The sequence below is a fragment of the Pseudonocardia hierapolitana genome (assembly GCF_007994075.1).
In the GTDB taxonomy this organism is placed as follows: domain Bacteria; phylum Actinomycetota; class Actinomycetes; order Mycobacteriales; family Pseudonocardiaceae; genus Pseudonocardia; species Pseudonocardia hierapolitana.
Genome location: NZ_VIWU01000001.1, coordinates 7,713,818 through 7,734,908, shown reverse-complemented (window position 1 = coordinate 7,734,908; position 21,091 = coordinate 7,713,818). Strand labels below are relative to the sequence as shown.

17 protein-coding genes are annotated in these 21,091 nt (G+C 73.6%); 11 read left to right on the top strand and 6 right to left on the bottom strand.

Translation table 11 applies throughout. The features are described from left to right. Positions 1-234: 234 nt before the first annotated feature. The 3 genes from FHX44_RS36385 to FHX44_RS36375 all read right to left on the bottom strand — a co-directional run bounded on the left by FHX44_RS36385 (position 235) and on the right by FHX44_RS36375 (position 5,312). Positions 235-2,595, bottom strand: a complete 2,361-nt coding sequence (locus tag FHX44_RS36385; RefSeq protein WP_147259913.1) for a glycoside hydrolase family 65 protein — start codon at positions 2,593-2,595, stop codon at positions 235-237. Positions 2,596-2,707: 112 nt separating this feature from the next. Then, positions 2,708-3,454, bottom strand: a complete 747-nt coding sequence (locus FHX44_RS36380) for a beta-phosphoglucomutase family hydrolase (protein ID WP_147259912.1) — start codon at positions 3,452-3,454, stop codon at positions 2,708-2,710. Positions 3,455-3,734: 280 nt separating this feature from the next. After that, entirely contained in the window at positions 3,735-5,312 is a 1,578-nt protein-coding gene (locus FHX44_RS36375) for an ATP-dependent DNA ligase (protein ID WP_147259911.1), read from the bottom strand. A gap of 65 nt (positions 5,313-5,377) precedes the next feature. Between FHX44_RS36375 and FHX44_RS36370 the strand changes: the two genes are divergently transcribed. From FHX44_RS36370 to FHX44_RS36360, 3 genes are all read left to right on the top strand, one after another. Continuing rightward, the gene (locus FHX44_RS36370; protein WP_147259910.1) at positions 5,378-7,903 is read left to right on the top strand and encodes a DEAD/DEAH box helicase; all 2,526 of its coding nucleotides are present in this window, start codon (positions 5,378-5,380) and stop codon (positions 7,901-7,903) included. A gap of 118 nt (positions 7,904-8,021) precedes the next feature. Then, positions 8,022-8,411 carry a hypothetical protein gene (locus FHX44_RS36365; RefSeq protein ID WP_147259909.1) on the top strand — a complete coding sequence of 130 codons (390 nt, stop codon included), beginning with the start codon at positions 8,022-8,024 and terminating at the stop codon, positions 8,409-8,411. Positions 8,412-8,498: 87 nt separating this feature from the next. Beyond that, positions 8,499-10,670 (top strand): putative bifunctional diguanylate cyclase/phosphodiesterase, encoded by a 2,172-nt coding sequence (locus tag FHX44_RS36360; RefSeq protein ID WP_147259908.1) that lies wholly within the window; start codon positions 8,499-8,501, stop codon positions 10,668-10,670. Between the two features lie 78 nt (positions 10,671-10,748). On the opposite strand, the gene FHX44_RS36355 is transcribed toward FHX44_RS36360, so the two are convergent. Further along, positions 10,749-11,504 (bottom strand): DUF742 domain-containing protein, encoded by a 756-nt coding sequence (locus FHX44_RS36355; protein WP_212612810.1) that lies wholly within the window; start codon positions 11,502-11,504, stop codon positions 10,749-10,751. Between the two features lie 168 nt (positions 11,505-11,672). On the opposite strand from FHX44_RS36355, the gene FHX44_RS36350 reads away from it, so the two are divergent. Continuing rightward, the gene (locus FHX44_RS36350; RefSeq protein WP_147259907.1) at positions 11,673-12,446 is read left to right on the top strand and encodes an LLM class F420-dependent oxidoreductase; all 774 of its coding nucleotides are present in this window, start codon (positions 11,673-11,675) and stop codon (positions 12,444-12,446) included. A 278-nt stretch (positions 12,447-12,724) separates the two neighbouring features. Here the strand turns inward: FHX44_RS36350 and FHX44_RS36345 are convergent, their stop codons facing one another. Continuing rightward, a complete protein-coding gene (locus FHX44_RS36345; protein WP_147259906.1) occupies positions 12,725-13,837 on the bottom strand; it encodes an LLM class flavin-dependent oxidoreductase in 1,113 nt (370 codons plus the stop codon). Positions 13,838-14,084: 247 nt separating this feature from the next. Between FHX44_RS36345 and FHX44_RS36340 the strand changes: the two genes are divergently transcribed. The 6 genes from FHX44_RS36340 to FHX44_RS36315 all read left to right on the top strand — a co-directional run bounded on the left by FHX44_RS36340 (position 14,085) and on the right by FHX44_RS36315 (position 19,963). Continuing rightward, positions 14,085-15,992, top strand: coding sequence for an FAD/NAD(P)-binding protein (locus tag FHX44_RS36340; protein ID WP_342793374.1), 1,908 nt, complete (start codon positions 14,085-14,087; stop codon positions 15,990-15,992). A gap of 67 nt (positions 15,993-16,059) precedes the next feature. Further along, positions 16,060-17,163, top strand: coding sequence for a glycoside hydrolase family 172 protein (locus tag FHX44_RS36335; RefSeq protein WP_246170781.1), 1,104 nt, complete (start codon positions 16,060-16,062; stop codon positions 17,161-17,163). A gap of 17 nt (positions 17,164-17,180) precedes the next feature. Beyond that, positions 17,181-17,648 carry an NUDIX hydrolase gene (locus tag FHX44_RS36330; RefSeq protein ID WP_147259904.1) on the top strand — a complete coding sequence of 156 codons (468 nt, stop codon included), beginning with the start codon at positions 17,181-17,183 and terminating at the stop codon, positions 17,646-17,648. 10 nt (positions 17,649-17,658) lie between these two features. Next, positions 17,659-18,573: a DUF4126 family protein gene (locus FHX44_RS36325; protein WP_147259903.1), complete on the top strand. Its 915-nt coding sequence runs from the start codon at positions 17,659-17,661 to the stop codon at positions 18,571-18,573. Positions 18,574-18,615: 42 nt separating this feature from the next. Further along, on the top strand, positions 18,616-19,224 hold the full coding sequence (locus FHX44_RS36320) for a sulfite oxidase-like oxidoreductase (RefSeq protein ID WP_147259902.1): 609 nt from the start codon (positions 18,616-18,618) through the stop codon (positions 19,222-19,224). A gap of 13 nt (positions 19,225-19,237) precedes the next feature. Continuing rightward, on the top strand, positions 19,238-19,963 hold the full coding sequence (locus FHX44_RS36315) for a ferredoxin reductase (protein WP_147259901.1): 726 nt from the start codon (positions 19,238-19,240) through the stop codon (positions 19,961-19,963). 9 nt (positions 19,964-19,972) lie between these two features. On the opposite strand, the gene FHX44_RS36310 is transcribed toward FHX44_RS36315, so the two are convergent. After that, positions 19,973-20,254, bottom strand: a complete 282-nt coding sequence (locus FHX44_RS36310) for a DUF4326 domain-containing protein (RefSeq protein ID WP_147259900.1) — start codon at positions 20,252-20,254, stop codon at positions 19,973-19,975. A gap of 87 nt (positions 20,255-20,341) precedes the next feature. Between FHX44_RS36310 and FHX44_RS36305 the strand changes: the two genes are divergently transcribed. Further along, positions 20,342-21,034, top strand: coding sequence for a class I SAM-dependent methyltransferase (locus tag FHX44_RS36305; protein WP_170309183.1), 693 nt, complete (start codon positions 20,342-20,344; stop codon positions 21,032-21,034). The last annotated feature ends 57 nt before the right edge of the window (positions 21,035-21,091 follow it).

Below are 21,091 nucleotides of genomic sequence, written 5' to 3'. Positions count from 1 at the left end.
TTCTCCTTCCTGCTCGGCGTCCCCGATCACGTACCCGGTCGGCGACCGGGTACGCGCAGGCGCCCTGGTGCTAGTGCTTCCCGCCGGAGGTTCGTCGGGGGTATCGGTGGATCCAGCTTCTCGCTGGGCGTGGCGGCGAGCAGCCCTCGCACCGGGCGCACTCGGGCTGTTCGCCGCTGCGTCCAGCGGGGAGCTGGGCCGCCGAGACCCTTGGCGAACCTCCGGCGGGGAGCACTAGCTACCCGGGTGGCGCGCCTTGGGACCGCGGCCGTAGGGCTGCTCGACCGGCTCCACCGGCTCGAGCGCCGGGATCGGCCGCACCTGCGGCTCGTCGGCGAGCGCGAGGGGCTCGCCGTGGTGGCGCAGCCGCATCGGCGGCCCCGAGACCAGGCGGTACTCCGCCTCGTCGGGCCGGATCTCCACCCGCAGCAGCCGGCCCTGCCACTTGAGACCGAACGAGATCCGCGACAGGGCGGGAGGCAGGCGCGGGGCGAAGACGATCCCGCCGTCGTCCATCCGCATCCCGCCGAACCCGGCCACCACCGCCGTCCAGGTGCCGGCCATCGACGCGATGTGCACCCCGTGATCGGAGTTGCCCGCCAGGTCGTCCAGGTCCACCAGCGCGGCCTCGGCCAGGTAGTCGTAGGCGAGATCCAGGTGCCCGGTCCACGCCGCCACCACCGCCTGCGTGCACGCCGACAGTGACGAGTCGCGCACCGTCAGCGCCTCGTAGTAGGCGAAGTTGCGGCGCATCTGCTCCGGCGAGAACGCGTCCGGCCGCAGCTGCATCGCCAGCACCAGGTCCGCCTGCTTGATCACCTGCTTGCGGTACAGGTCGAAGTACGGCACGTGCAGCAGCAGCGGGTACTTCTCCGGGGGCGTGTTCTCGAAGTCCCACACCTGGTGGTGGGTGAACCCCTCGGCCTGGGGGTGCACCCCCAGGACCTCGTCGAACGGGATCCGCATCGACTTCGCGGCGTCCCGCCAGGACGCCATCTCCTCCGCGTTCACCCCGAGCTTCGCCGCCGCCCGCGCGTGCCGCGCAGCGGTGTCGGCGGCGACCCGCAGGTTCTGCTGCGCCATCACGTTGGTGTAGACGTTGTTGTCGACGATGGCCGTGTACTCGTCCGGACCGGTCACCCCGTCGATCCGGAACTCCCCCGCCGAGTCGTGGTGCCCCAATGAGCGCCACAGCCGCGCGGTGGCCACCAGCAGCTCCAGCCCCACCTCGCGTTCGAACACCACGTCCCCGGTGGCCGCCACGTGCCGGCGCACGGCGTCGGCGATGTCGGCGTTGATGTGGAACGCCGCGGTGCCGGCAGGCCAGTAGCCCGAACACTCCTGCCCCCGGATGGTGCGCCACGGGAACGCCGCACCTTTCAGCCCCAGCTGCTCCGCGCGTTCGTAGGCGAGGGGGAGGATCGACTGCCGCCAACGCAGGGCGTCGGCCGCGGCGTCCGGGGCGAGGTGGGACAGGACGGGCAGGCAGAAGGTCTCGGTGTCCCAGAACGTGTGCCCGTCGTAACCCTCGCCGGTGAGGCCCTTCGCCCCGATCGCGCGGCGCTCCGCCCGGGCGCCGGCCTGCAGCACGTGGAAGACGGCGAGGCGGACCGCCTGCTGCAGCTCGGCGTCACCGTCGATCTCGACGTCCGCGGTCTGCCAGAAGTCGTCCAGGTAGGCGCGCTGCTCGCCGCACAGGCCCTCCCAGGCGGTGTAGCGCGCCGCCGCGAGCGCCGCCCGGACCTGGTCGTGCAGCGCGGGCAGCGACCGGCGCGACGACCAGCCGTAGGCCAGGTACTTCACCAGCCGCAACGTCTGGCCGGGTTCGAGCCGGGCGATCACCGTGGTGCGGCCGATGTCCTCGGTGGCCTCCGAGGTGACCTTCACGCCCTCCGGGCCGTGCACCTCGTGGTCCATCGCCGCAGCCACCCGCAGGCCGGAACGGCGGGTGCGGTGCAGCAGCGTGGCCCCGGCCTCGTCGCAGCGGTGCTGCTCGGCGACCAGCGGGTCGGTGAGGGCGGCCTCGACGCGCGGGTCGGCCTCGTCGCGGGAGGGCAGCTGCTCGTTGGCCACCAACTCGGACTGCAACACGAGCAGGGCGGGCGCGTCGAGCACCTCCACCTCGTACTCGATCGCGGCGATCGCGCGCTGGGTGAGCGACACCAGCCGGGTGGAGCGCACCCGCACCATCCGGCCCGCGGGCGACGCCCACTCGACCTCGCGGGTGAGCGTGCCGGCCCGCAGGTCCAGCACCCGCTCGTGGCGACGCAGCTGGCCGTAGCGCAGGTCGAACGGCTCGTCCTCCACCAGCAGCCGGATCAGCTTGCCGTTGGTGACGTTGATGATCGTCTGCCCGGACTCCGGGTAGCCGTACCCGCCCTCCGCGTACGGCAGCGGCCGCCGCTCGTAGAACGAGTTCAGGTACGTCCCCGGCATCGCGTGCGGCTCCCCCTCGTCGAGGTTGCCCCGCAGCCCGATGTGCCCGTTGGACAGCGCGAACACCGACTCGACCTGGCCCATCCGGTCCAGATCCAACCGTGGCTCCCGCACCACCCACGGCTCCACGGCGAAGGCGCGGCCCGGGTCGGGGCTCATCGCACGGCCTCGCTGTGCTCACCCACGCCGCCGGCTCCGCCGGCTGCCGTCCCCCGAGGCTCGGCCGAGGCCTCGCCCAGGCGCTGTGTCGACGATTCGCTCGCAAACTCGCTCATGACGCGTCCCCCAGCAGGTCGGCGAGGTCGGTGACGACGACGTCCGCGCCGTGCGCGCGCAACGCGTCGGCCTGCCCGAGCCGGTCCACCCCGACGACGCAACCGAAGCCGCCCGCCTTGCCGGACGCGACGCCCGCGAGGGCGTCCTCGAACACGACGGCCTCGTCCTTCCCGACGCCGAGGTCGGCGGCCGCGGCGAGGAACGTGTCGGGCGCGGGCTTGCCGGCCAGGCCGCGCTCCTTCGCGGTGACCCCGTCCACCCGGTGGTCGATGAACTCGGCGAGCCCGGCGACCTCGAGCACCTGCTCCGCGTTGGCCGACGAGGACACGACGGCCGTGGCGAGCCCGGCGTCCTTCACCGCGTGCAGGTAGCGCACGGATCCCGGGTACACCTCGACGCCGACGGTGACGATCTTCTCCTGGACCAGCGCGTTCTTCCGGGTGGCCAGCGCGTACACCGTCTCCGCGTCCGGGGGGTCGGCCGGCCCGCCCGCCGGCAGCTCGATCCCCCGGGAGCGCAGGAACGAATCGGTGCCGTCGAACCGCGGCTTGCCGTCGACGTACGCCGCGTAGTCGGTGGCGACGTCGAACGGCCGGAACGGGGTGCCCTCCCGCTCGGCATGCGCCCGCAGGTACTCGTCGAACATCTGCTTCCACGCCGCCGCGTGCACGCTCGCGGTGTCGGTCAGCACGCCGTCGAGATCGAAGAGGCACGCTCGCGTGCCGTCGGGAAGGCCGAGCATGTGCGCACGGTACCGATTCCGAGATCACACAGGGGAGCGGAGTCGCCGACTCGTCCGGGTCCCGCCCTGCTACCCCACGAGACCGATCCGCCGCCCCCGCACCGGCACCCGGAACGTTCCGCGGAACGCCTCGGGCCGTGATCAGCGCTCGAGCGCGCAACCGGGGCTCAGATCCGCGGGCCGAGATCCGCGGGCCGATGTGCCGATCACGACCCGCCGCGGCGGGAAGCCCTCCACGGGCACAATGATCGACAGCTGGAGCACGACAACCAGCTCCTGTCTAGGAGGGCAGCCGGATGGTCCGGGCCGCTGCCGCGCCTCCCGTCACGCGCACCTCGCACCCGCCCTCCACGGGCCGGGCGGCGAGGGTGAGCAGGCCGCCCTCCGGCTGAGGTTCGATGTCGTGCTGCACCGCATCGCGCACGGCCGCGAGGATCTGCATCGGGATCACGGGGATCAGGTGCAGCGTCGGCGCCACGTCGACCGCCACCCGCAGCCGCCTGCCGAACCGGGCCTGCTCGAGCTGCAGGTACCCGTGGACGGCGGCGAGCTCGTCGCCCAGCGTGCTCCCGCCCACCCGATCGACGGCCCGGGACAGGTCGGCGAAGCCGATGAGCAGGTCGCGGGCCCGGCCCGGGTCGGTGCGGATCAGCGCTGCGATCGTGTTCAACGAGTTGTAGACGAAGTGCTGCTCCAGGCGCCGCGCCTCGCCGGCGGCACCTGCCTGCTCGGGCTGCGCCGGCGGCTCGATCGGGCCGGGCTGCTCCTCGGGGACCGGATCGGCCACGGGCTCGGCCGCCGGTTCGGCCGGCACGGCGGAATCCAGCACGGCGGGATCCAGCACGGCGGGCGCCGGTTCCGGGGGGCGGGCCCATCCGTCCTCGCGGACGTCCGCGGGCTCGAGCAGGCCGCGCCAGAACGGTCGGCGCATGCGGCCGCCGCCGATCCAGCCGGAGAACTCGGCGAGCCCCACCAGTTCGGGCCGGGCCCACCGGGCGTGGCGGGCCGCCGCAGCCGGAACGGCGTCGACGAACGGGGTCGTGTTCTGCTCGTGTTCCGCCAGCGCGTCGGCGAGCCTGCGGCGCTCCCCCAGCGACAGCCCGACGCGGCCCACGTAGTGCAGGGCTCCGGGTGTGTCCGCCACCGGCGCGCCGAGCAGCAGGGTGCCCACCGTCTCGGGCCGGGTCGGGTCGGCGGGTGTCCAGCCCCCCACGAGCACCTGGCGCGTGCGGGTGACCGGCACGCGCAGCCAGAACCGGGAACGCCCTCCGGGGTGGTAACGCCCCCGCAGGTGCCGGGCGTGCAGCCCATCGGCGCCCTTCTGCTCGGCGATGGCGAGCATCGTGTCGATCTCGGTGGCCGGCAGCGGGGAGGTGGCCCACACCGGCGGGCTGGTGAGACCCAGCGCGTCGAGCAGCGCCCGGCGGTCGGCGTAGGGCAGGTCGGTGGTGCTGTGGCCGTCGAGCCAGAGCAGGTCGGCGACCTGGAAGTCGACGGGGATGCGCCGGATCGTGGCCTCGGACGGGCGGTGCCGGGCGGTGCGCCGGGCGATCAGCCGGGGGCGGACCGCGTGCTCCTCGCCGCGGGCGACGAGGGTGCCGTCGAGCACCATGCCCCCGGACGGCGAGCGGCGCAGCAGCGGCTCGGCGAGCTCGGGGTAGGCGGCGCTCATCGAGTTGGCGGCGCCCGAGAGCAGCCGCACCCGCCGCCCGGGCTCGACGTAGGCGATGCAGCGGTGGCCCGTCCACGCCACCTCGACCACCCAGTCCGGGCCGGTGGGCGGGTCGCCGGTCACGGTGCCCGGCTGCATGGGCGGGACGAGGGCGGGCACGCCGCGTCGAGTCGCCCGCTCCGTCACGGAACCCACCGTATCTGGCCCTCAACTGCACGTCGCCGGTCACGTGGGGGACGATCGAGGCCATCATGACCCTCACCGACCGGCTTCCGCCCGCCCCCGACCCCGACGCGCTCGTCGAGGCGTTCACCGACTGGGCGTTCGAGGAGCGCGGCCTCTCCCTCTACCCGGCGCAGGAGGAGGCGCTGCTGGAGCTGGTCACCGGCGGGAACGTGATCCTCTCGACGCCGACGGGATCCGGGAAGTCCCTCGTCGCGGTCGGGGCGCACGCCGCAGCGCTCGCCCGTGGGGAGCGCACCTTCTACACGGCGCCGATCAAGGCCCTGGTCAGCGAGAAGTTCTTCCAGCTCATCGACACCTTCGGCGCCGACAAGGTCGGCATGCTCACCGGCGACGCCGCGGTGAACGAGAAGGCGCCGATCATCTGCTGCACCGCGGAGATCCTCGCCAACATCGCGCTGCGCTCGGGCGCAGGCGCCGACATCGGCTCCGTGGTGATGGACGAGTTCCACTTCTACGCCGACCCGGACCGCGGCTGGGCCTGGCAGGTGCCGCTGATCGAGCTGCCGCAGGCGCAGTTCCTGCTGATGAGCGCCACGCTCGGGGACGTGTCGTTCTTCCGCGACGACCTCACCCGCCGTACCGGCCGGGACACGGCGGTGATCACCTCGGTCGAGCGGCCGGTGCCACTGCACTTCCGCTACGTGCTCACCCCGCTGCACGAGACGATCGCCGAGCTGCTGCAGACGCACGAGGCCCCGGTCTACGTCGTGCACTTCACCCAGGCCGCCGCGGTCGAGCGGGCGCAGGCGCTCATGAGCGTGAACGTGACGTCGCGCGAGGACAAGCAGGCGATCGCGGACCTCATCGGCCGGTTCCGGTTCACCGCGGGCTTCGGGAAGACGCTGTCGCGGCTGGTGCGCCACGGCATCGGCGTGCACCACGCCGGGATGCTCCCCCGTTACCGCCGGCTCGTCGAGACCCTCGCGCAGGCCGGGCTGCTCAAGGTCATCTGCGGCACCGACACGCTCGGCGTCGGGATCAACGTGCCGATCCGCACGGTGCTGTTCACCGCGCTCTCGAAGTACGACGGTCAGCGCACCCGCCCGCTGAAGGCGCGGGAGTTCCACCAGATCGCGGGCCGCGCCGGGCGGGCCGGTTACGACACGGTCGGCACGGTCGTCGCCGAGGCGCCCGACCACGAGGTGGAGAACGCCCGCCTGCTCGCGAAGGCCGGCGACGACCCGAAGAAGCGGCGCCGGGTGGTGCGCAAGCAGCCCCCCGAGGGCTTCGTCGGCTGGTCGCAGACGAGCTACGAGAAGCTGCAGAACGCCCAGCCCGAGCCGCTCACCAGCCACTTCACGGTCACCCACGCGATGCTGCTCAACGTGATCTCGCGGCCGGGCGACGCGTTCGCCGCGATGCGCCACCTGCTCGAGGACAACCACGAGCCGCGGGCGCGGCAACGCCGCCACATCCGGCGCGCCATCGCCATCTACCGGGCGCTGCGCACCGCGGGTGTCGTCGAGGAGCTCCCCGAGCCCGACACCGAGGGCCGCCGGGTCCGGCTGGTCGGTGACCTGCAGCTGGACTTCGCGCTCAACCAGCCGCTGTCCCCGTTCGCGCTCGCCGCGATCGACCTGCTGGACCGGGAGTCGCCGCAGTACGCCATGGACGTCCTGTCGGTGCTCGAGGCCACCCTGGACAACCCGCGCCCTGTGCTGATCGCGCAGGAGAAGAAGGCCCGCGGGGAGGCCGTCGCCGCGATGAAGGCCGAGGGCATCGAGTACGAGGAGCGGATGGCGCTGCTCGAGGACGTCACCTACCCGAGACCACTGGACGAGCTGCTGCACGCCGCCCTCGAGACCTACCGGCGCGGCCACCCGTGGGTCGAGGACGCGCACCTGTCACCGAAGTCGGTGGCGCGGGACATGTTCGAGAAGTCGATGACGTTCGTCGAGTACATCGGGCACTACGGCCTCGCCCGGTCCGAGGGCCTCGTGCTGCGCTACCTCGCCGACGCCTACCGCGCGCTGCGCCAGACCGTGCCGGACGAGGCGAAGACCGAGGAGCTCGCCGACGTCGAGGCGTGGCTGGGCGAGCTGGTGCGCCAGGTCGACTCCAGCCTGCTCGACGAGTGGGAGGCCCTCGCCGCGGGCGCCGGTGCCGGCGAGGAACCGGAGCCCCCCACCCTGGACGCGACCCCGACCGCGGTCACCGCCAACCCGCGGGCCTTCCGCGTGCTCGTGCGCAACGCGATGTTCCGCCGCGTCGAGCTGGCCGCCCTGCGCCGCTTCGCCGAGCTCGGCGAGCTCGACGGCGACGCGGGCTGGGACGCCGATGCCTGGCGGGAGGCGCTCGCGCCGTACTTCGCCGAGCACGGCGACGACGGGATCGCGATCGGCCCGAACGCGCGCGGCCCGCAGCTGTTCTCCGTCACCGAGGAGCCCGAGCGCTGGCTCGTCCGCCAGGTCCTGGACGACCCGGAAGGCCACCACGACTGGGCGATCACCGCCGAGATCGACCTCGCCGCCTCCGACGAGCAGGGGTTCCCGGCCGTCTGGGTGACGGGCGTCGAGCCGCTCGGCGGCTGACCCCTCCCCCTCCCCCTAACCCCCTCCCCCATCTCCCGGATCCGCGCCGCGGTCGCGGCCGCGACTCGCCGTCCATGATCGGTTGACGATTCGTAGGCGTCAATGAATGATTGACGACATGAAGTACGAGGATGCGGTGCGATGGCTGGACCGGGTCGATCCGATGATCGCGCGCCCCGACCGGTCGATCACGGGGCGGCTGGACCGGCTCAAGGAGGTGTCCCAGGACGGCGGGCTGACCCGCGACGCCGCGGCCGCCTGGTACGCGCTCGTCGGCGAGATGCGCCGGCTGGCCGACTACTACGAGCGCGACCTCATCCGCAGGCTGCGCGCCGACGGGCTCACCTGGGCGCAGGTCGCGGACGCCGTGCAGGCGCAGCTGTCGAGCCGGCAGGCCGCCCAGGCGAAGTGGAAGCGGCTGCTCGACCCGGGCCGCCGCACGACCACCGGCGACATGCGGCGCGGCGGTCGCCCTCGGCAGTCTCCCAGCGGGCCGGACCCCGCCTGATCGGGCGCCGTGACGGGCGTGGAGCGGTAGGCTCCGGCCAAGATCGCCCGGGTCCCGGGCGGTCAGGTCACGAGCGGGGGCGCGGCCATGGGTGACGACGCGCAGGCGCTCGGCACCGCATGGGCGGACTCGGTGCAGGCGGCCGGCTTCGTGCCGCTCCCGCGCTCCGCGCTGCACACCACCCTCGTCGAGCGCGCCGGGGAGCTGCTCGACGCGGCCTCCGGGACCGGTGAGCCGGGTGCGGCCCGCGCCGTCGGGCGGTGGCTGGTCGAGGCCCACTTCACGCATCCGGCCGCCCTCGAGCAGACGCTCGCCGTCCTCGGCCCGGCCCTCGCCCACGTCGATCCCGAGCGCGGGGCGGCGGCGCTCGCCGCCCTCTCGGCCGGTTATGCCGCCGCGCTGCAGGAGCGCACCCGCGCCGAGCAGGAGCGGCTGACCGCGGCCGCGTTCGTCGCCCGCGCCGCCGCGGAGCAGGCGCGCTGGGCCAGTGAGGCCCGCTTCGGCGCGCTGTTCGCCGACGCGGCGATCGGCATCGCGATCGTCACGGCCGACGGCGAGATCGTGGAGGTGAACCGGGCGCTCTGCGAGATGTTCGGCCGCCGGGCCGACGAGGTGCTCCACCGCACCATGGAGGACTTCGTCCCCGCCGACGACCACGAGCACTGGCGGAACCTGCGCTCGATGCAGGCAGGCGAGCTGGACAACGTGCGGCTCGAACGGCCCTTCCCGCATGCCGACGGCACCACGATCTGGACCGACATCGTCCTCTCCCTGGTCAGGTCGCCGGACGGTGCTCCGCGCTTCATCGTCACCATGATCGCCGACGTCACGCAGCGGCATCGCCTCGAGACCTCGCTGCGCCACCAGGCCCAGCACGATCCCCTCACCGGCCTCCCGAACCGCACTCTGTTCTTCGAGCGGCTGGAGGCCGCGCTCGACGCCGGCCGGCGCGTCGGCATCTGCTACCTCGACCTCGACGACCTCAAGGCCGTCAACGACACCCTCGGCCACGACGTCGGCGACCACGTGCTGCAGACCGTGGCACACCGGCTCGCCGCCGAGGTCGGCGCAGAGATCGGCACAGAGATCGGCGCAGAGATCGGCGCAGAGATCGACTCGGGGGCCGGCAGCACCGGGCGCCTGGTCGCCCGGATGGCGGGTGACGAGTTCGTCGTGCTGCTCGAGGGACCCGACGCGCAGCCGCTCCGCGTGGCGCAGCGCGCCCTCGACGTGGTGCGGCGCCCGGTCGTCACGGGCCCGCACCGCATCGTCGTGTCCGCCAGCGTCGGCGTCGTCGAGCGCGCGGACAGCGACTCCGGCTCCGGGGAGCTCGAGAAGGCCGCGGACCTCATGCGAGCGGCCGACACCACGCTCCATTGGGCCAAGAAGGACGGTCGCAACCGGGTCGCGGAGTTCGACGCCGAACGCCACCGCACCGCCGTCGCCCGGTTCGAGCTGTCCGCCCGGATGCCCCACGCCCTCGACGCGGGTGAGTTCGTGGTGGACTACCAGCCGCTGGTCCGGCTCACCGACCAGCGGCTGGTCGGAGTCGAGGCGCTGGTGCGCTGGGAGCAGCCCGGCGGCGAGCGGATCGGACCGGACGTGTTCATCCCCATCGCCGAGGAGACCGGGCTGATCGTCCCGCTCGGGAGGTGGGTGCTCGCCGAGGCCTGCCGGCAGGCCGTCCGCTGGCGGGAGGAGCACCCGGGCACGCAGCTGTTCGTCAGCGTCAACCTGGCGGCTCGCCAGGTACGCGAGGCCGGGATCGTCGACGACGTGACGCGCGTCCTCGCCGACACCGGCTGGCCGGCGCACGCGCTCCAGCTCGAGCTCACCGAGAGCGATCTCATGGGCACCACGGGGGAGCCGCTCGACGCCCTGCGCGATCTCGCGGCGATGGGCGTGCGGATCGCGATCGACGACTTCGGCACCGGCTACTCGAACCTCGCCTACCTGCGCACGCTGCCGGTGCACGCGCTGAAGCTCGCCGGGCCGTTCGTCACACGACCGTTCGCCGCGATCCCGGAGGCGGGCGGGGAACGGGATCGCGACGAGGTCGACCTCGAGGTGCTCGCCCTGCTCATCGAGCTCGCCCACACGCTCGGCCTGTCCGTCACCGCCGAGGTGGTGGAGACCTCGCTGCAGCTGGAGCGGCTGCGCAAGCTGGGCTGCGACACCGGCCAGGGCTGGTACTTCGCCCCACCCGTGCCCGCGTCGGCCGTGCCGGCCCTGCTCCGCGGTCCGGTCGGTCCGGCGTGACCGCGCGATCAAGTGCTCCCCGCACTTGGACGAGCGATTCGAACTCGACGGGCACAACGATCTGCTGGAGCGCTCCAGTCAGAGCTTCCGGAGGCCGCTGAGCACGCGCTCCATCAGGGCCAGGTCAGGGCCCGACGCCCCGGGCCCGCGGTGGACGGCCACGGCCCCGGCCGCTGCCAGGTCGCCGACGAGCACGCGCGCGACCCCGAGCGGTACACCCACGTGTGCCGCGAGCTCAGCCACCGAGCAGGGCTCCCCGCACAGTCCCAGCACGGCGTGGTGCTCGCCCGTGAGGCCGGTTCGCGCTCCGTGCGGGACCGCCGACACGAGCGTCTCGACCGAGAGCTCGAACGCCCGCCGCGTGCGCCCCCGCGTGAACACGTACGGCCGCACGATCGCCGACCCGCCGGCGACGGGCTCCTCCGCGTCGGGCGGAACCGACGGCTCGGGCGGTGCGAGCCGCGGCGGTGACGGTGTCGGCGTCGGAGCGTCCGGGCGGGGGCGTGGCTTCCGCTTGCGGGCGCCACCGAAGCGGGCGCCGGTCAGCCCGACCGCCGGGTCGTCCGGCGCGTCGCCCGCCGGAGCCAGGTCGGCGGGCGGCGCCGCATCTGCCGCGGGAGCGCCGTGCTGGCGCGCCCCGGCGTGGTGGGATGCCGAGCCCAGGACGGCCGGAATGGCGACGGTGTCCGCCTCCGGCGCCGACGCCTCGGGGGGCTCCTGTCCTGGGGGCGCATCCGCTGTCCTGCGCCGGGCAGTGCGCTTCCGTCGCGACGCGCCCCCGAAGCGCGCGCCGGTGGTTCCGATCGCAGGCCCTGGATCGTCCTCGCTGTCCACTTCGTGGCCTCCCCCATCGCTCCGAAGTGGGTCCACCGTGTCGACAGCGCGTTACGATCGCGTTACTCGGCCGTTCCACCGACATGACGTTTCGTGATCATTCAGTCACGCACCGTGTACACCCTCACGGGGCGACCGCCGAGCGGGTGACGGTGGAAGGATCAAGGCATGTCGCACCCCATCCGGATCGGTGTCCAGCTGCAGCCCCAGCACGCCGACTACGCGCAGATCCGCGCCGCCGTCGCCGAGGCCGAGAACGCCGGCGTCGACATCGTCTTCAACTGGGACCACTTCTTCCCGCTCCGTGGCGAGCCCGACGGCAAGCACTTCGAGTGCTGGACGATGCTCGGCGCATGGGCCGAGGCCACCAGCCGGGTCGAGATCGGTGCCCTCGTCAGCTGCAACAGCTACCGCAACCCGGAACTGCTCGCCGACATGGCCCGCACCGTCGACCACATCTCCGGCGGCCGGCTCATCCTGGGTATCGGCGCGGGATGGTTCCAGCGCGACTACGACGAGTACGGCTACGACTTCGCCACGGCCGGAGCCCGGCTGGCCGACCTCGCGCAGGCCCTCCCCCGCATCCGCGACCGCTGGTCCAAGCTCAACCCCGCACCCACCCGCGACATCCCCGTGCTCATCGGCGGCGGCGGGGAGCGCAAGACCCTGCGGTACACCGCCGAGCACGCCACCATCTGGCACAGCTTCGGCGACGTCGGCACCTTCACCCGCAAGTCCGAGATCCTGGACCGCCACTGCGCCGACGTCGGCCGCGACCCCGGCGAGATCGAACGCTCCATCGGCGTGTCGGCACCGCCGCAGGACGTGGCCGAGGGACTGGTCGCGGCGGGCGCGAGCCTCTTCACGGTCGGTGTGGGCGGGCCGGACTACGACCTCGGCCTGGTCAAGGAGTGGATCGCCTGGCGCGACGCCCAGGGCTGAACCCGGGGTCGGCGCGCCCTGCCGTTCGATCCTGGTGGTGGGCCTCCGGTGGCGCCGCGCATCGTCGGCGAGGGTCGACCAGTTCCGCGCCACCGAGGCCGATCGGCGATCAAGGCGAAATGGTCGCTAGATGATCTTCGACAGCGACCATCTGCCCTCGATCGCGGCCATCAGCCCTTGATCGCTGCTGCAGGCCACACCGCCGACCTGCTGATCACGCGCGGGACCGCCAGAAGACGCCCGCGACCCGCTCCACGAGCGCCCGCACAGCCAGGCCCTCAGGCCGGCACCGATGCCCGCTCCGCCGCGTCGCGCCTGGCCACCTCCGCGCGCACCAGCGGGATGACCTCCCGGCCGAACTCCTCGGCGTCCGCCAGCAGGTCGTAGCCGCGGGCCGACAGGATCCGCACGCCGAGGTCGTAGTAGTCCATCAGCGCGGCGGCCACCGTCTCCGGCGTGCCGACGAGCGCCGTGGAGTTGCCGGCCCCACCGGTCGCCTTCGCCGTGACCGTCCACAGCGCCCTGTCGTGCCGCTCGCCCTGTGCGGCCACGGCGAGCAGCCGCTGCGAGCCGGCGTTCTCCGGGTCGGTGAGCTTGTGGCGGCGGGTGAGCTGCGCCGTCCCGCTCCTGGTCCGGTCCTGGATGCGGGCGACGGTGGCGTAGGCCTTCTCCCAGGCCTCCTCCTCGGTGCGGCCGAGGATCGGGCGGAACGCCACCTGGAACGTCGGCGCGGGGCGGCCTGCCGCCGCGGCGAGCTCGGTGATCGTGCGGATCTGCTCGGCCGTGCCGGCGAGCGGCTCGCCCCACAGCGCGTAGATGTCGGCCTCCTCGGCCCCGACCTCGTACGCGGCGGGCGACGAGCCGCCGAACGAGATCCGCGGGCGCGGTTTCTGCACCGGCTCGACGTCGAGCACGAAGTCGGTGAACCGGTAGTGCTCGCCGTGGAAGTCGAACGGCTCGCGCGAGGTCCACGCCTTCTTGAAGATCTGGATCGCCTCGCGGGTGCGGTCGTAGCGGCGGTCCTTGGGCAGGGTGTCGCCCTCGCGCTGCTGCTCGTGGTCGTTGCCGCCGGTGATGACGTGCACGGTGGTGCGGCCGCCGCTCATGGCGTCCAACGTGGCGATCGTCTTCGCCGCGAACGTGGGGTAGGAGACGTTCGGGCGGTGCGCCACGAGCACCTGCAGGCGCTCGGTGCGGCAGGCGATCAGCGCAGCGGCCTGGGCGGGGTCGGGGCTGCCGCTCCCGTACGCGGTGAGGACCCGGTCCCAGCCGGACTCCTCATGGGCGCGGGCCAGCGCGACGGTGTACTCGGGGTCGAACGCCGGGCCGGACCGGGAGTGGGTCTCGGTGCCGTCGTTGGTGGCTCCCATGCCGAGGAACTCCACGGGCATGTCCTGCTCCTTGGGTAGTGGGGCGATGGCGGGCGTCAGGAGCCCGAACACGCCGCCGACCACACCCGACCGAGGTCGACGTGCCGTCGGATCACCAGCGGAACGCGGATGGCCACGATCCCACTCCAGCACCCGCCGTCACGGGCGTCAACGGGTCCGTTCCACTGGCTGCCGCCTCGTTCCCGACCTACAGTCGATGGGTCGGCGCGACGCGGCGCAGCCCCACACCCTCTCGGAGGAGCCGTCTGTGAGCTCTGCGATCGCGATCGTCGGCGCGGGCCCGCGCGGCGTCGGGATCCTCGAGCGGCTGGCCGCCAGCGCTCCCGACCTCGGGCCGGACGGCCTGGACGTGCACCTGATCGACCCCTACCCGCCCGGCCCGGGCCGGATCTGGCGCCACGAGCAGTCCCCGCTGCTCGCGATGAACTCCATGGCCGCCGACGTCACGATGTTCACCGACGACACGGTGCTCTGCGAGGGTCCGATCGTCCCCGGGCCCTCGTTCTGGGAGTGGGCGCAGGCAGTGCGCGGCGGCGGCGACCCCGACTCGCTCGGCCCCGAACTCGCCGCCGAGCTGCGCGCGGTGACCGCCTCGACGTTCCCGAGCCGGCGGTTGCAGAGCGCCTACCTCGCCTGGGTGCTGCGCGAGGTCGTCGCCGCGCTGCCGCCCGGGATGCGGGCGCACCTGCACCGGACCCGCGCCGTCGACATCGCCGAGGACGGCGACCTCCAGCTCGTGCGGCTGGAGAACGGCGACACGCTGCGCGTCGACGCCGTGGTGCTGGCGTCCGGGCACCTCGACGCCACGCCGACCGACGAGGAGCGCGCGCTCGCGGCGGGCGCCGCCGACGCCGGACTCACCTACCTGCCTCCCGAACAGACCACCGACTCGGACCTGTCGGTGATCGCCCCGGGCGAGACCGTGCTCGTGCGCGGCCTCGGCCTGGCGTTCATCGATCTCATCGTGCTCCTGTTCGAGGGCCGCGGCGGGCGGTTCGAGCCCGACGGGGAGGACCTGCGCTACGTGCCGTCAGGAGCGGAGCCACGGCTCGTCGCGGGCTCGCCGCGGGGGATGCCCTACCACTCCAAGCCCCACTACGGGCTGCGCGCAGGCCGGCCGCCGCTGCCGCGGTTCTTCGGCCCGGCCGCCGTCGACCCGTTGATCGGCTCCGGCCGGCCGGTCGAGCTGCGCACGCAGGCGTGGCCCCTGATGGCGAAGGAGATCGCCTGGGGCTGGTACCACGAGCTGTTCGTCGGCCACCCCGACCGCGTCCGGTTGCCGTGGCCCGAGTTCGCCGCGCGGTTCGCCGCCATCGACCAGGATTCGCCTGCGATGGCGGGGCTCATCGCCGACGCCGTGCCGGACCCGGTGGACCGCATCGACTTCACCGCGCTCGACCAGCCCCTCGCCGGCGTTCGCGCCCAGGACTTCGCGGCGCTGCAGCCCCTCGTGCGCGACCGGATCGCCGAGGACCTGCGCCAGCACGTGGACCCGGCGCACACGCCGCACCTCGGTGCGTTCGTCGCGATGCTGTCGGTGTACGCGGAGGTCACCCGCCTCGCCGGCTCCGGGGTGTTGTCCGCGCGGTCCCGGGCCGCCGACCTGGGCTGGTGGCAGAGCTTCTTCAACGCGGTCGCGAGCGGCCCGCCCGGCTTCCGCGTGCGCGAGCTGCTCGCGCTGTCCCGCGCGGGGTACGTCGCGTTCCTCGGCGCAGGCATGTGGGTGGACGTCGCGGTCGACGATTCCGGGGGCGTCTTCCGGGCCGGGAGCGCCAGCGTGCCGGGCGCCCCGCCCGTCACGGCCCGCGTGCTCGTCGACGCGCGCCTGCCGGATCCGAGCGTCGCCCGCACCACCGATCCGCTGATCGCCGCCCTGTTCGCCGGCGGCGCCGTCAGCGAGGAGGTGCTGCGCGACACCGACGGCACACCGCTGCGCAACACCGGCCTGGTCCGCGTCCGGCCGGCCGACGGGGCGTTGATCGACGCCGCGGGCCGGGTGCATCCGCGCCGGTTCGCCGTTGGCCCCCACACCACGGTGAAGGTGGCGGGCGCGTTCACCCGGCCCGGCATGAACGCGCAGAGCCTGCGCTACAACGACGCCGTCGCCCGCGCGGTATTGCGCAGCCTCCCGGGAGCGAGGGCCGCAGCGGCGTAGATCGGTGGCATGGATCAGTATCGGACGATCGATCTCGCTACCGCTGACGACGACGTCCGGAGGCACGATGGCCCACCCGATCCCGCCGCAGCCGCAGATGGCCCTGCTCAGCACGGCGTTGCTGAGCACGGCGGTCACCCGCTCGATCAGCCCGGAGAACCCGACCGGCGCGCCCGGCGCGGGCGGCGGCGCCACCGAGGGCACCGGCGCGGCCGCGGCCCGCGACCTCGGCCGCGGATGGAAGGTCTCCCCTTCGATCGAGATCCCGGCCGGCACCACCGCGCGCCTCGCCGAGATCGACGGGCCCGGCACGGTGCAGCACATCTGGATCACCACCCACCCCTCGCACTGGCGCAGCCTGCTGCTGCGCATGCACTGGGACGGCGACACCGAACCGGCCGTCGAGGTGCCCCTCGGCGACTTCTTCGGGCAGGGGTGGGGCGAGTTCGCCCAGCTGTCGTCGCAGGTCGTGGCGGTGAACCCGCACGGGGGGTTCAACTGCTACTGGCAGATGCCGTTCCGGTCGGCTGCGCGGATCACCCTCGAGAACCTCGGGGCCGAGCCGGCGATCGTCTACTTCCAGATCACCTTCGAGCTGGCCCCGGTGCCCGAGCAGGCCGGCTACCTGCACGCCCAGTGGCGCCGCGACAACCCGTTGCCCAAGGGCTCCACGCACACGCTCCTCGACGGCGTCACCGGGCGGGGGCACTACGTGGGCACCTACCTCGCATGGGCCTCGAACTCCAGCGGCTGGTGGGGCGAGGGCGAGATGAAGTTCTACCTCGACGACGACATCACAGGCGGCGACGAGGAACTGCCCACGATCTGCGGCACGGGCACCGAGGACTACTTCGGCGGCGCCTGGAACTTCGACGTCCCCGGCCAGGGCTACACGGCCTACTCCACCCCGTACCTCGGGCTGCACCAGATCCTGCGCCCCGACGGGTGCTACCGCAGCCAGCAGCGGTTCGGCATGTACCGGTGGCACCTGGCCGACCCGATCCGGTTCGAGAGCGCGCTCCGCGTGGACGTCCAGGCCCTCGGCTGGCGCTCCGGCCACCGGTACCTGCAGCTGCAGGACGACATCGCCTCCGTCGCGTGGTTCTACCTCGACCGCACCTCCACCCACCGCCCGCCCACGCCGGACGTCGACCACCTCGAAGTCACCTGACCTGCCACACTCCTCGGGTGGCAGCGACGCGGAGCGCGGGAGTGGTGCTGCACCGGCCGGGCCCGGAAGGCACGGAGGTGCTGCTCGGACACATGGGCGGGCCGTTCTGGGCCCGCAAGGACGACGGGGCCTGGTCGATCCCCAAGGGCGAGCACGGCCCCGACGAGGACCCACGGGCCGCGGCGGCCCGCGAGTTCGCCGAGGAGCTCGGCGCGCCGCTGCCGGACGGGCCGCTCGTCGAGCTCGGCGAGGTACGGCTGTCCGGGGGCAAGCGGATCACCGCGTTCGCCCTCGCCGCCGACTTCGACGTCGAGCGGATCGTCCCCGGCACGTTCGCCATGGAGTGGCCCCCGCGGTCGGGCGCGTTGCAGGAGTTCCCGGAGATCGACCGGGCCGCGTGGTTCGGCATCGACGCCGCTCGTCGCAAGATCACGAAAGGGCAGTTGCCGCTGCTCGACCGGTTGCCGGCGCTGCTCGCCGGGTAGCGGAGGTCTCATGGAATCCCTGGTCTCCGGACTCCTGCGTGGGTGCGCGGCGGGCGCCGCCGGCGCGGGTGCGTACCTCGCCACCCGCTACCTGGACGACTCGACCGGGAGAACGACCCGGGCCCGCGGGCGCTCGGACCTGCTCGTGGGCGCTGCCGCGGGGCTGGGCGTCGGTGCGCTCGCCGGCGTGCTGCGGGCGGCCGGGGTGCGCCCACCCGCCGCGGTGAGCGGCCCGCTGCTCGGGGTCGCCGCACTCGCGGCGAGCGCAGGCCCGTCGGCGGTGGCGCGGATCGTCGACCCGCGTCGCAGCGCCGACCGGCTCGCCGAGATCATCCCGCCGCTCGTGTACGGGTTCACGACGCACTCCACGCTCGTGTCGGTGTCTCGGGTGGCGGAGGGCCGCGAGGCGGTGCCACCGGCGAGCCCCGCGGCCCTGCTTCGGGCGGCCGCGCTCGGCGCGTCCAGCGGGTCACGCAGCGCCACCGGCCTCGCCGCGGTGGCGCTCACCTCCCGGCCCGACGACACCGGCCCGGTGGCCTCACGGCTCGGCGGCCGCACCGGCAGCACGCTCTCGGGCATCGCCGCCGCAGGCGAGCTGGTGGCCGACAAGCTGCCGAGCGTGCCGAGCCGCCTCGCGCCGCTGGGGCTGATCCCCCGGGCCGCCGCCGGCGCCACGTCGGCGGCGGCGGTCGCCCGGCGCGACGGGCACGATCCGACCCTCCCCGGCCTCGTCGGCGCCGCCGCCGCGATCGGCACGGCCGTGCTCGGGGTGCGGCTGCGCGCGGCGGCGCAGCGGCGGTTCGGTTCCGACCGGCCGGGTGCCGTGGCCGAGGACGTCCTCGCGGCAGCGCTCGGCTGGCTCGGTGCCCGCAGGCCCACCATGGCGGCACCCCCCGAGACGACCGCCCGGCCGCTGGCGCGCTGACCGGCCCAGGAATGAACCCACGTCGCGGAGGTTGAGGAGAGCATGGCCGGTATCACCCGAGGATTCGTCGGACGGCGGCGCGAGCGCGACCCGCGGCTGCCTCCCGGGCAGTACGACGCGCGCGACGAGTGGCCGGTGCTGCACGCCGAGGCCACCCCGAACATCCCCACCGAGCGCTGGACGTTCACGATCGAGGGCCTGGTCGAGAACACCGTCACCTGGAACTGGGACGAGATCCACGCGCTCCCCCGCTCCCGCTACGAGGGCGACATCCACTGCGTGACCACCTGGTCCAAGCTCGGGATGACGTTCGACGGCGTCTCGGTCGACACGCTGCTGGCTGCCGCGAAGCCGCAGCGCAGCGCCACCCACGTGATGGCGGTGTCGCACACCGGCTACACCACCAACCTGCCCCTCGAGGACATCACCGGCGGCAAGGCCTGGGTCGTCTGGGACGCGGACGGCAAGCCGCTCAGCACGATCCACGGCGGCCCCGCCCGGCTCCTGGTGCCGCACCTGTACTTCTGGAAGAGCGCGAAGTGGGTGTCGGGCCTGCGCCTGATGGACCACGACGAGCAGGGGTTCTGGGAACGCAACGGCTACCACGACCGCGGCGACCCGTGGACCGAGCAGCGCTACCAGGGCGACTGATGGCCGGCGACTGATGACGCTGACCCCTGGCGGCACCACCCACCGCCGCACCCTGCGCTGGCAGACCGCGAAGGTCCTCTCCGTGCGGGACGAGACCCCGCGCGCCCGCACCTTCCGGCTCGCGCTGCCCGAGCCGCGCCCCCACCTGCCCGGGCAGTACTACGTCGTGCGGCTCACCGCACCCGACGGCTACACGGCGTCCCGCGACTACTCCATCGCGTCGGCCCCCGATGGGACGGGCGAGATCGAGCTGACCGTCGAACGGCTCGACGACGGCGAGGTCTCTGAGTTCCTGCACGACGTCGTCGTGCCCGGCGACGAGCTGGAGGTCCGCGGCCCGATCGGCTACTTCGGCTGGGACGGCAGCGCGCCCGCACTGCTCGTCGGGGGCGGATCGGGGGTGGTCCCGCTGATGGCGATGCTGCGCCACGCCCGCCGGCTGGGCCGCCCCGACCTCGTGCGACTGATCGTCTCCGCCCGCTCCCCCGAGGACCTGTACTACGCCGACGAGCTGCCCGGCCCCGAGACGACGGTGATCTACACCCGCCAGGCGCCGCCCGACGCGGGCCGCACCGCAGGCCGCCTGGCGGTCGCCGACGTGGCGCCGCTCGTGCGCGGCGGGGAGACCGTCTACGTGTGCGGCTCCCCCGGCTTCGCCGACGCGGCCACGGCCGTGCTGACCGAGGTCGGCGTCGCCGCGGGGAGCATCCGCGTGGAGCGCTTCGGCCCCTCGGGCTGACCCGGCCTCCTACCCGTTGGCGACGCCGAGCAGGACCTCGGCGTGGCACGGTTCGCCGGGCGGGCACCAGCAGCCGAGGGGCCGCCCGGCGAGCTCCTCACGGGCGGCGGTGACGATCTCGGGATGGCGGCGCAGCCACGAGCGGTAGGCAGCGACGGCGCGGGCGCGACCGCCTCCCGTCCGCCGGTGGTCGAAGGGGTTGCCCCAGCGGGTCGGGCGGCCGACGTAGACGGTGCCGGGCGGCTTGTGCCAGCCGGGCGTGCGGGCCTGCCAGTGGACACGAGTGCTCATCGTTCGGACTCCCGTGGGGCGAGTACCCGGCGTGCGGCGAACTACGTGATCATGAATCCAGCTGCGGGTCCGGCTAACGTCGCGATCATGACAGCGGCGTGGACCTTCCCCGAGTTCTCCCCCGTGGGCGTCGACCTGGCGGGCGCGGAGGCCGTGGCCCGGTACGACCGCAACCAGGGCACCGACGCCGAGCGCGACAACGCGCTGCTCGACCGGCTCGGCGTCGGACCTGGCACCCGGTTCGTGGACCTGGCCTGCGGTACCGGCTCGCTCGTGGTGGAGGCGGCCCGGCGCGGAGCCGACGCCCACGGCGTGGACGTCGCCGAGGAGATGCTGGCGTACACCCGCAGGCGCGCGGCCGACGCAGGCGTCGCCGTGTCGCTGCACCACGCCGGGTTCCTGTCCTACGAGCACGCGGGCCCGACCGCCGACGTCGTCACCACGCGGTCGGCGCTGCACCAACTGCCCGACTTCTGGAAGCAGGCGGCCCTGCTGAAGATCGCCGGGTACCTGCGCCCGGGCGGCCTGCTCTACGTCTGGGACCTGATGTTCAGCTTCCCGCCCGCCGAGTACGCGGAGCAGGTCCAGCGGATGATCGACGAGCTCGGCCGGCCCGAGGGGGCGGGCTTCACCATGGCCGACTTCGAGGCGCACGTCCGCGAGGAGTTCTCGACCTACACCTGGATCATCGAGGGACTGATCGAACGCGCGGGGTTCGCCATCGAGGGCTCGGCGTTCCCGAGGACGACGCACGGGGAGTTCGTCTGCCGCCGCAGGTAGCCTCGCGATCCCGCTGATCGTTAGGTTGTCAGGACCAACGGCACGACGTCGGCGGCA

Coding starts and splice junctions, on each gene's coding strand:
- FHX44_RS36385 (WP_147259913.1), bottom strand. CDS start 2,595: ATGAGCCCCGACCCGGGCCGCGCCTTCGCCGTGGAGCCGTGGGTGGTG.
- FHX44_RS36380 (WP_147259912.1), bottom strand. CDS start 3,454: ATGCTCGGCCTTCCCGACGGCACGCGAGCGTGCCTCTTCGATCTCGAC.
- FHX44_RS36370 (WP_147259910.1), top strand. CDS start 5,378: ATGACCCTCACCGACCGGCTTCCGCCCGCCCCCGACCCCGACGCGCTC.
- FHX44_RS36365 (WP_147259909.1), top strand. CDS start 8,022: ATGAAGTACGAGGATGCGGTGCGATGGCTGGACCGGGTCGATCCGATG.
- FHX44_RS36360 (WP_147259908.1), top strand. CDS start 8,499: ATGGGTGACGACGCGCAGGCGCTCGGCACCGCATGGGCGGACTCGGTG.
- FHX44_RS36350 (WP_147259907.1), top strand. CDS start 11,673: ATGTCGCACCCCATCCGGATCGGTGTCCAGCTGCAGCCCCAGCACGCC.
- FHX44_RS36345 (WP_147259906.1), bottom strand. CDS start 13,837: ATGCCCGTGGAGTTCCTCGGCATGGGAGCCACCAACGACGGCACCGAG.
- FHX44_RS36335 (WP_246170781.1), top strand. CDS start 16,060: ATGGCCCACCCGATCCCGCCGCAGCCGCAGATGGCCCTGCTCAGCACG.
- FHX44_RS36325 (WP_147259903.1), top strand. CDS start 17,659: ATGGAATCCCTGGTCTCCGGACTCCTGCGTGGGTGCGCGGCGGGCGCC.
- FHX44_RS36320 (WP_147259902.1), top strand. CDS start 18,616: ATGGCCGGTATCACCCGAGGATTCGTCGGACGGCGGCGCGAGCGCGAC.
- FHX44_RS36315 (WP_147259901.1), top strand. CDS start 19,238: ATGACGCTGACCCCTGGCGGCACCACCCACCGCCGCACCCTGCGCTGG.
- FHX44_RS36310 (WP_147259900.1), bottom strand. CDS start 20,254: ATGAGCACTCGTGTCCACTGGCAGGCCCGCACGCCCGGCTGGCACAAG.
- FHX44_RS36305 (WP_170309183.1), top strand. CDS start 20,342: ATGACAGCGGCGTGGACCTTCCCCGAGTTCTCCCCCGTGGGCGTCGAC.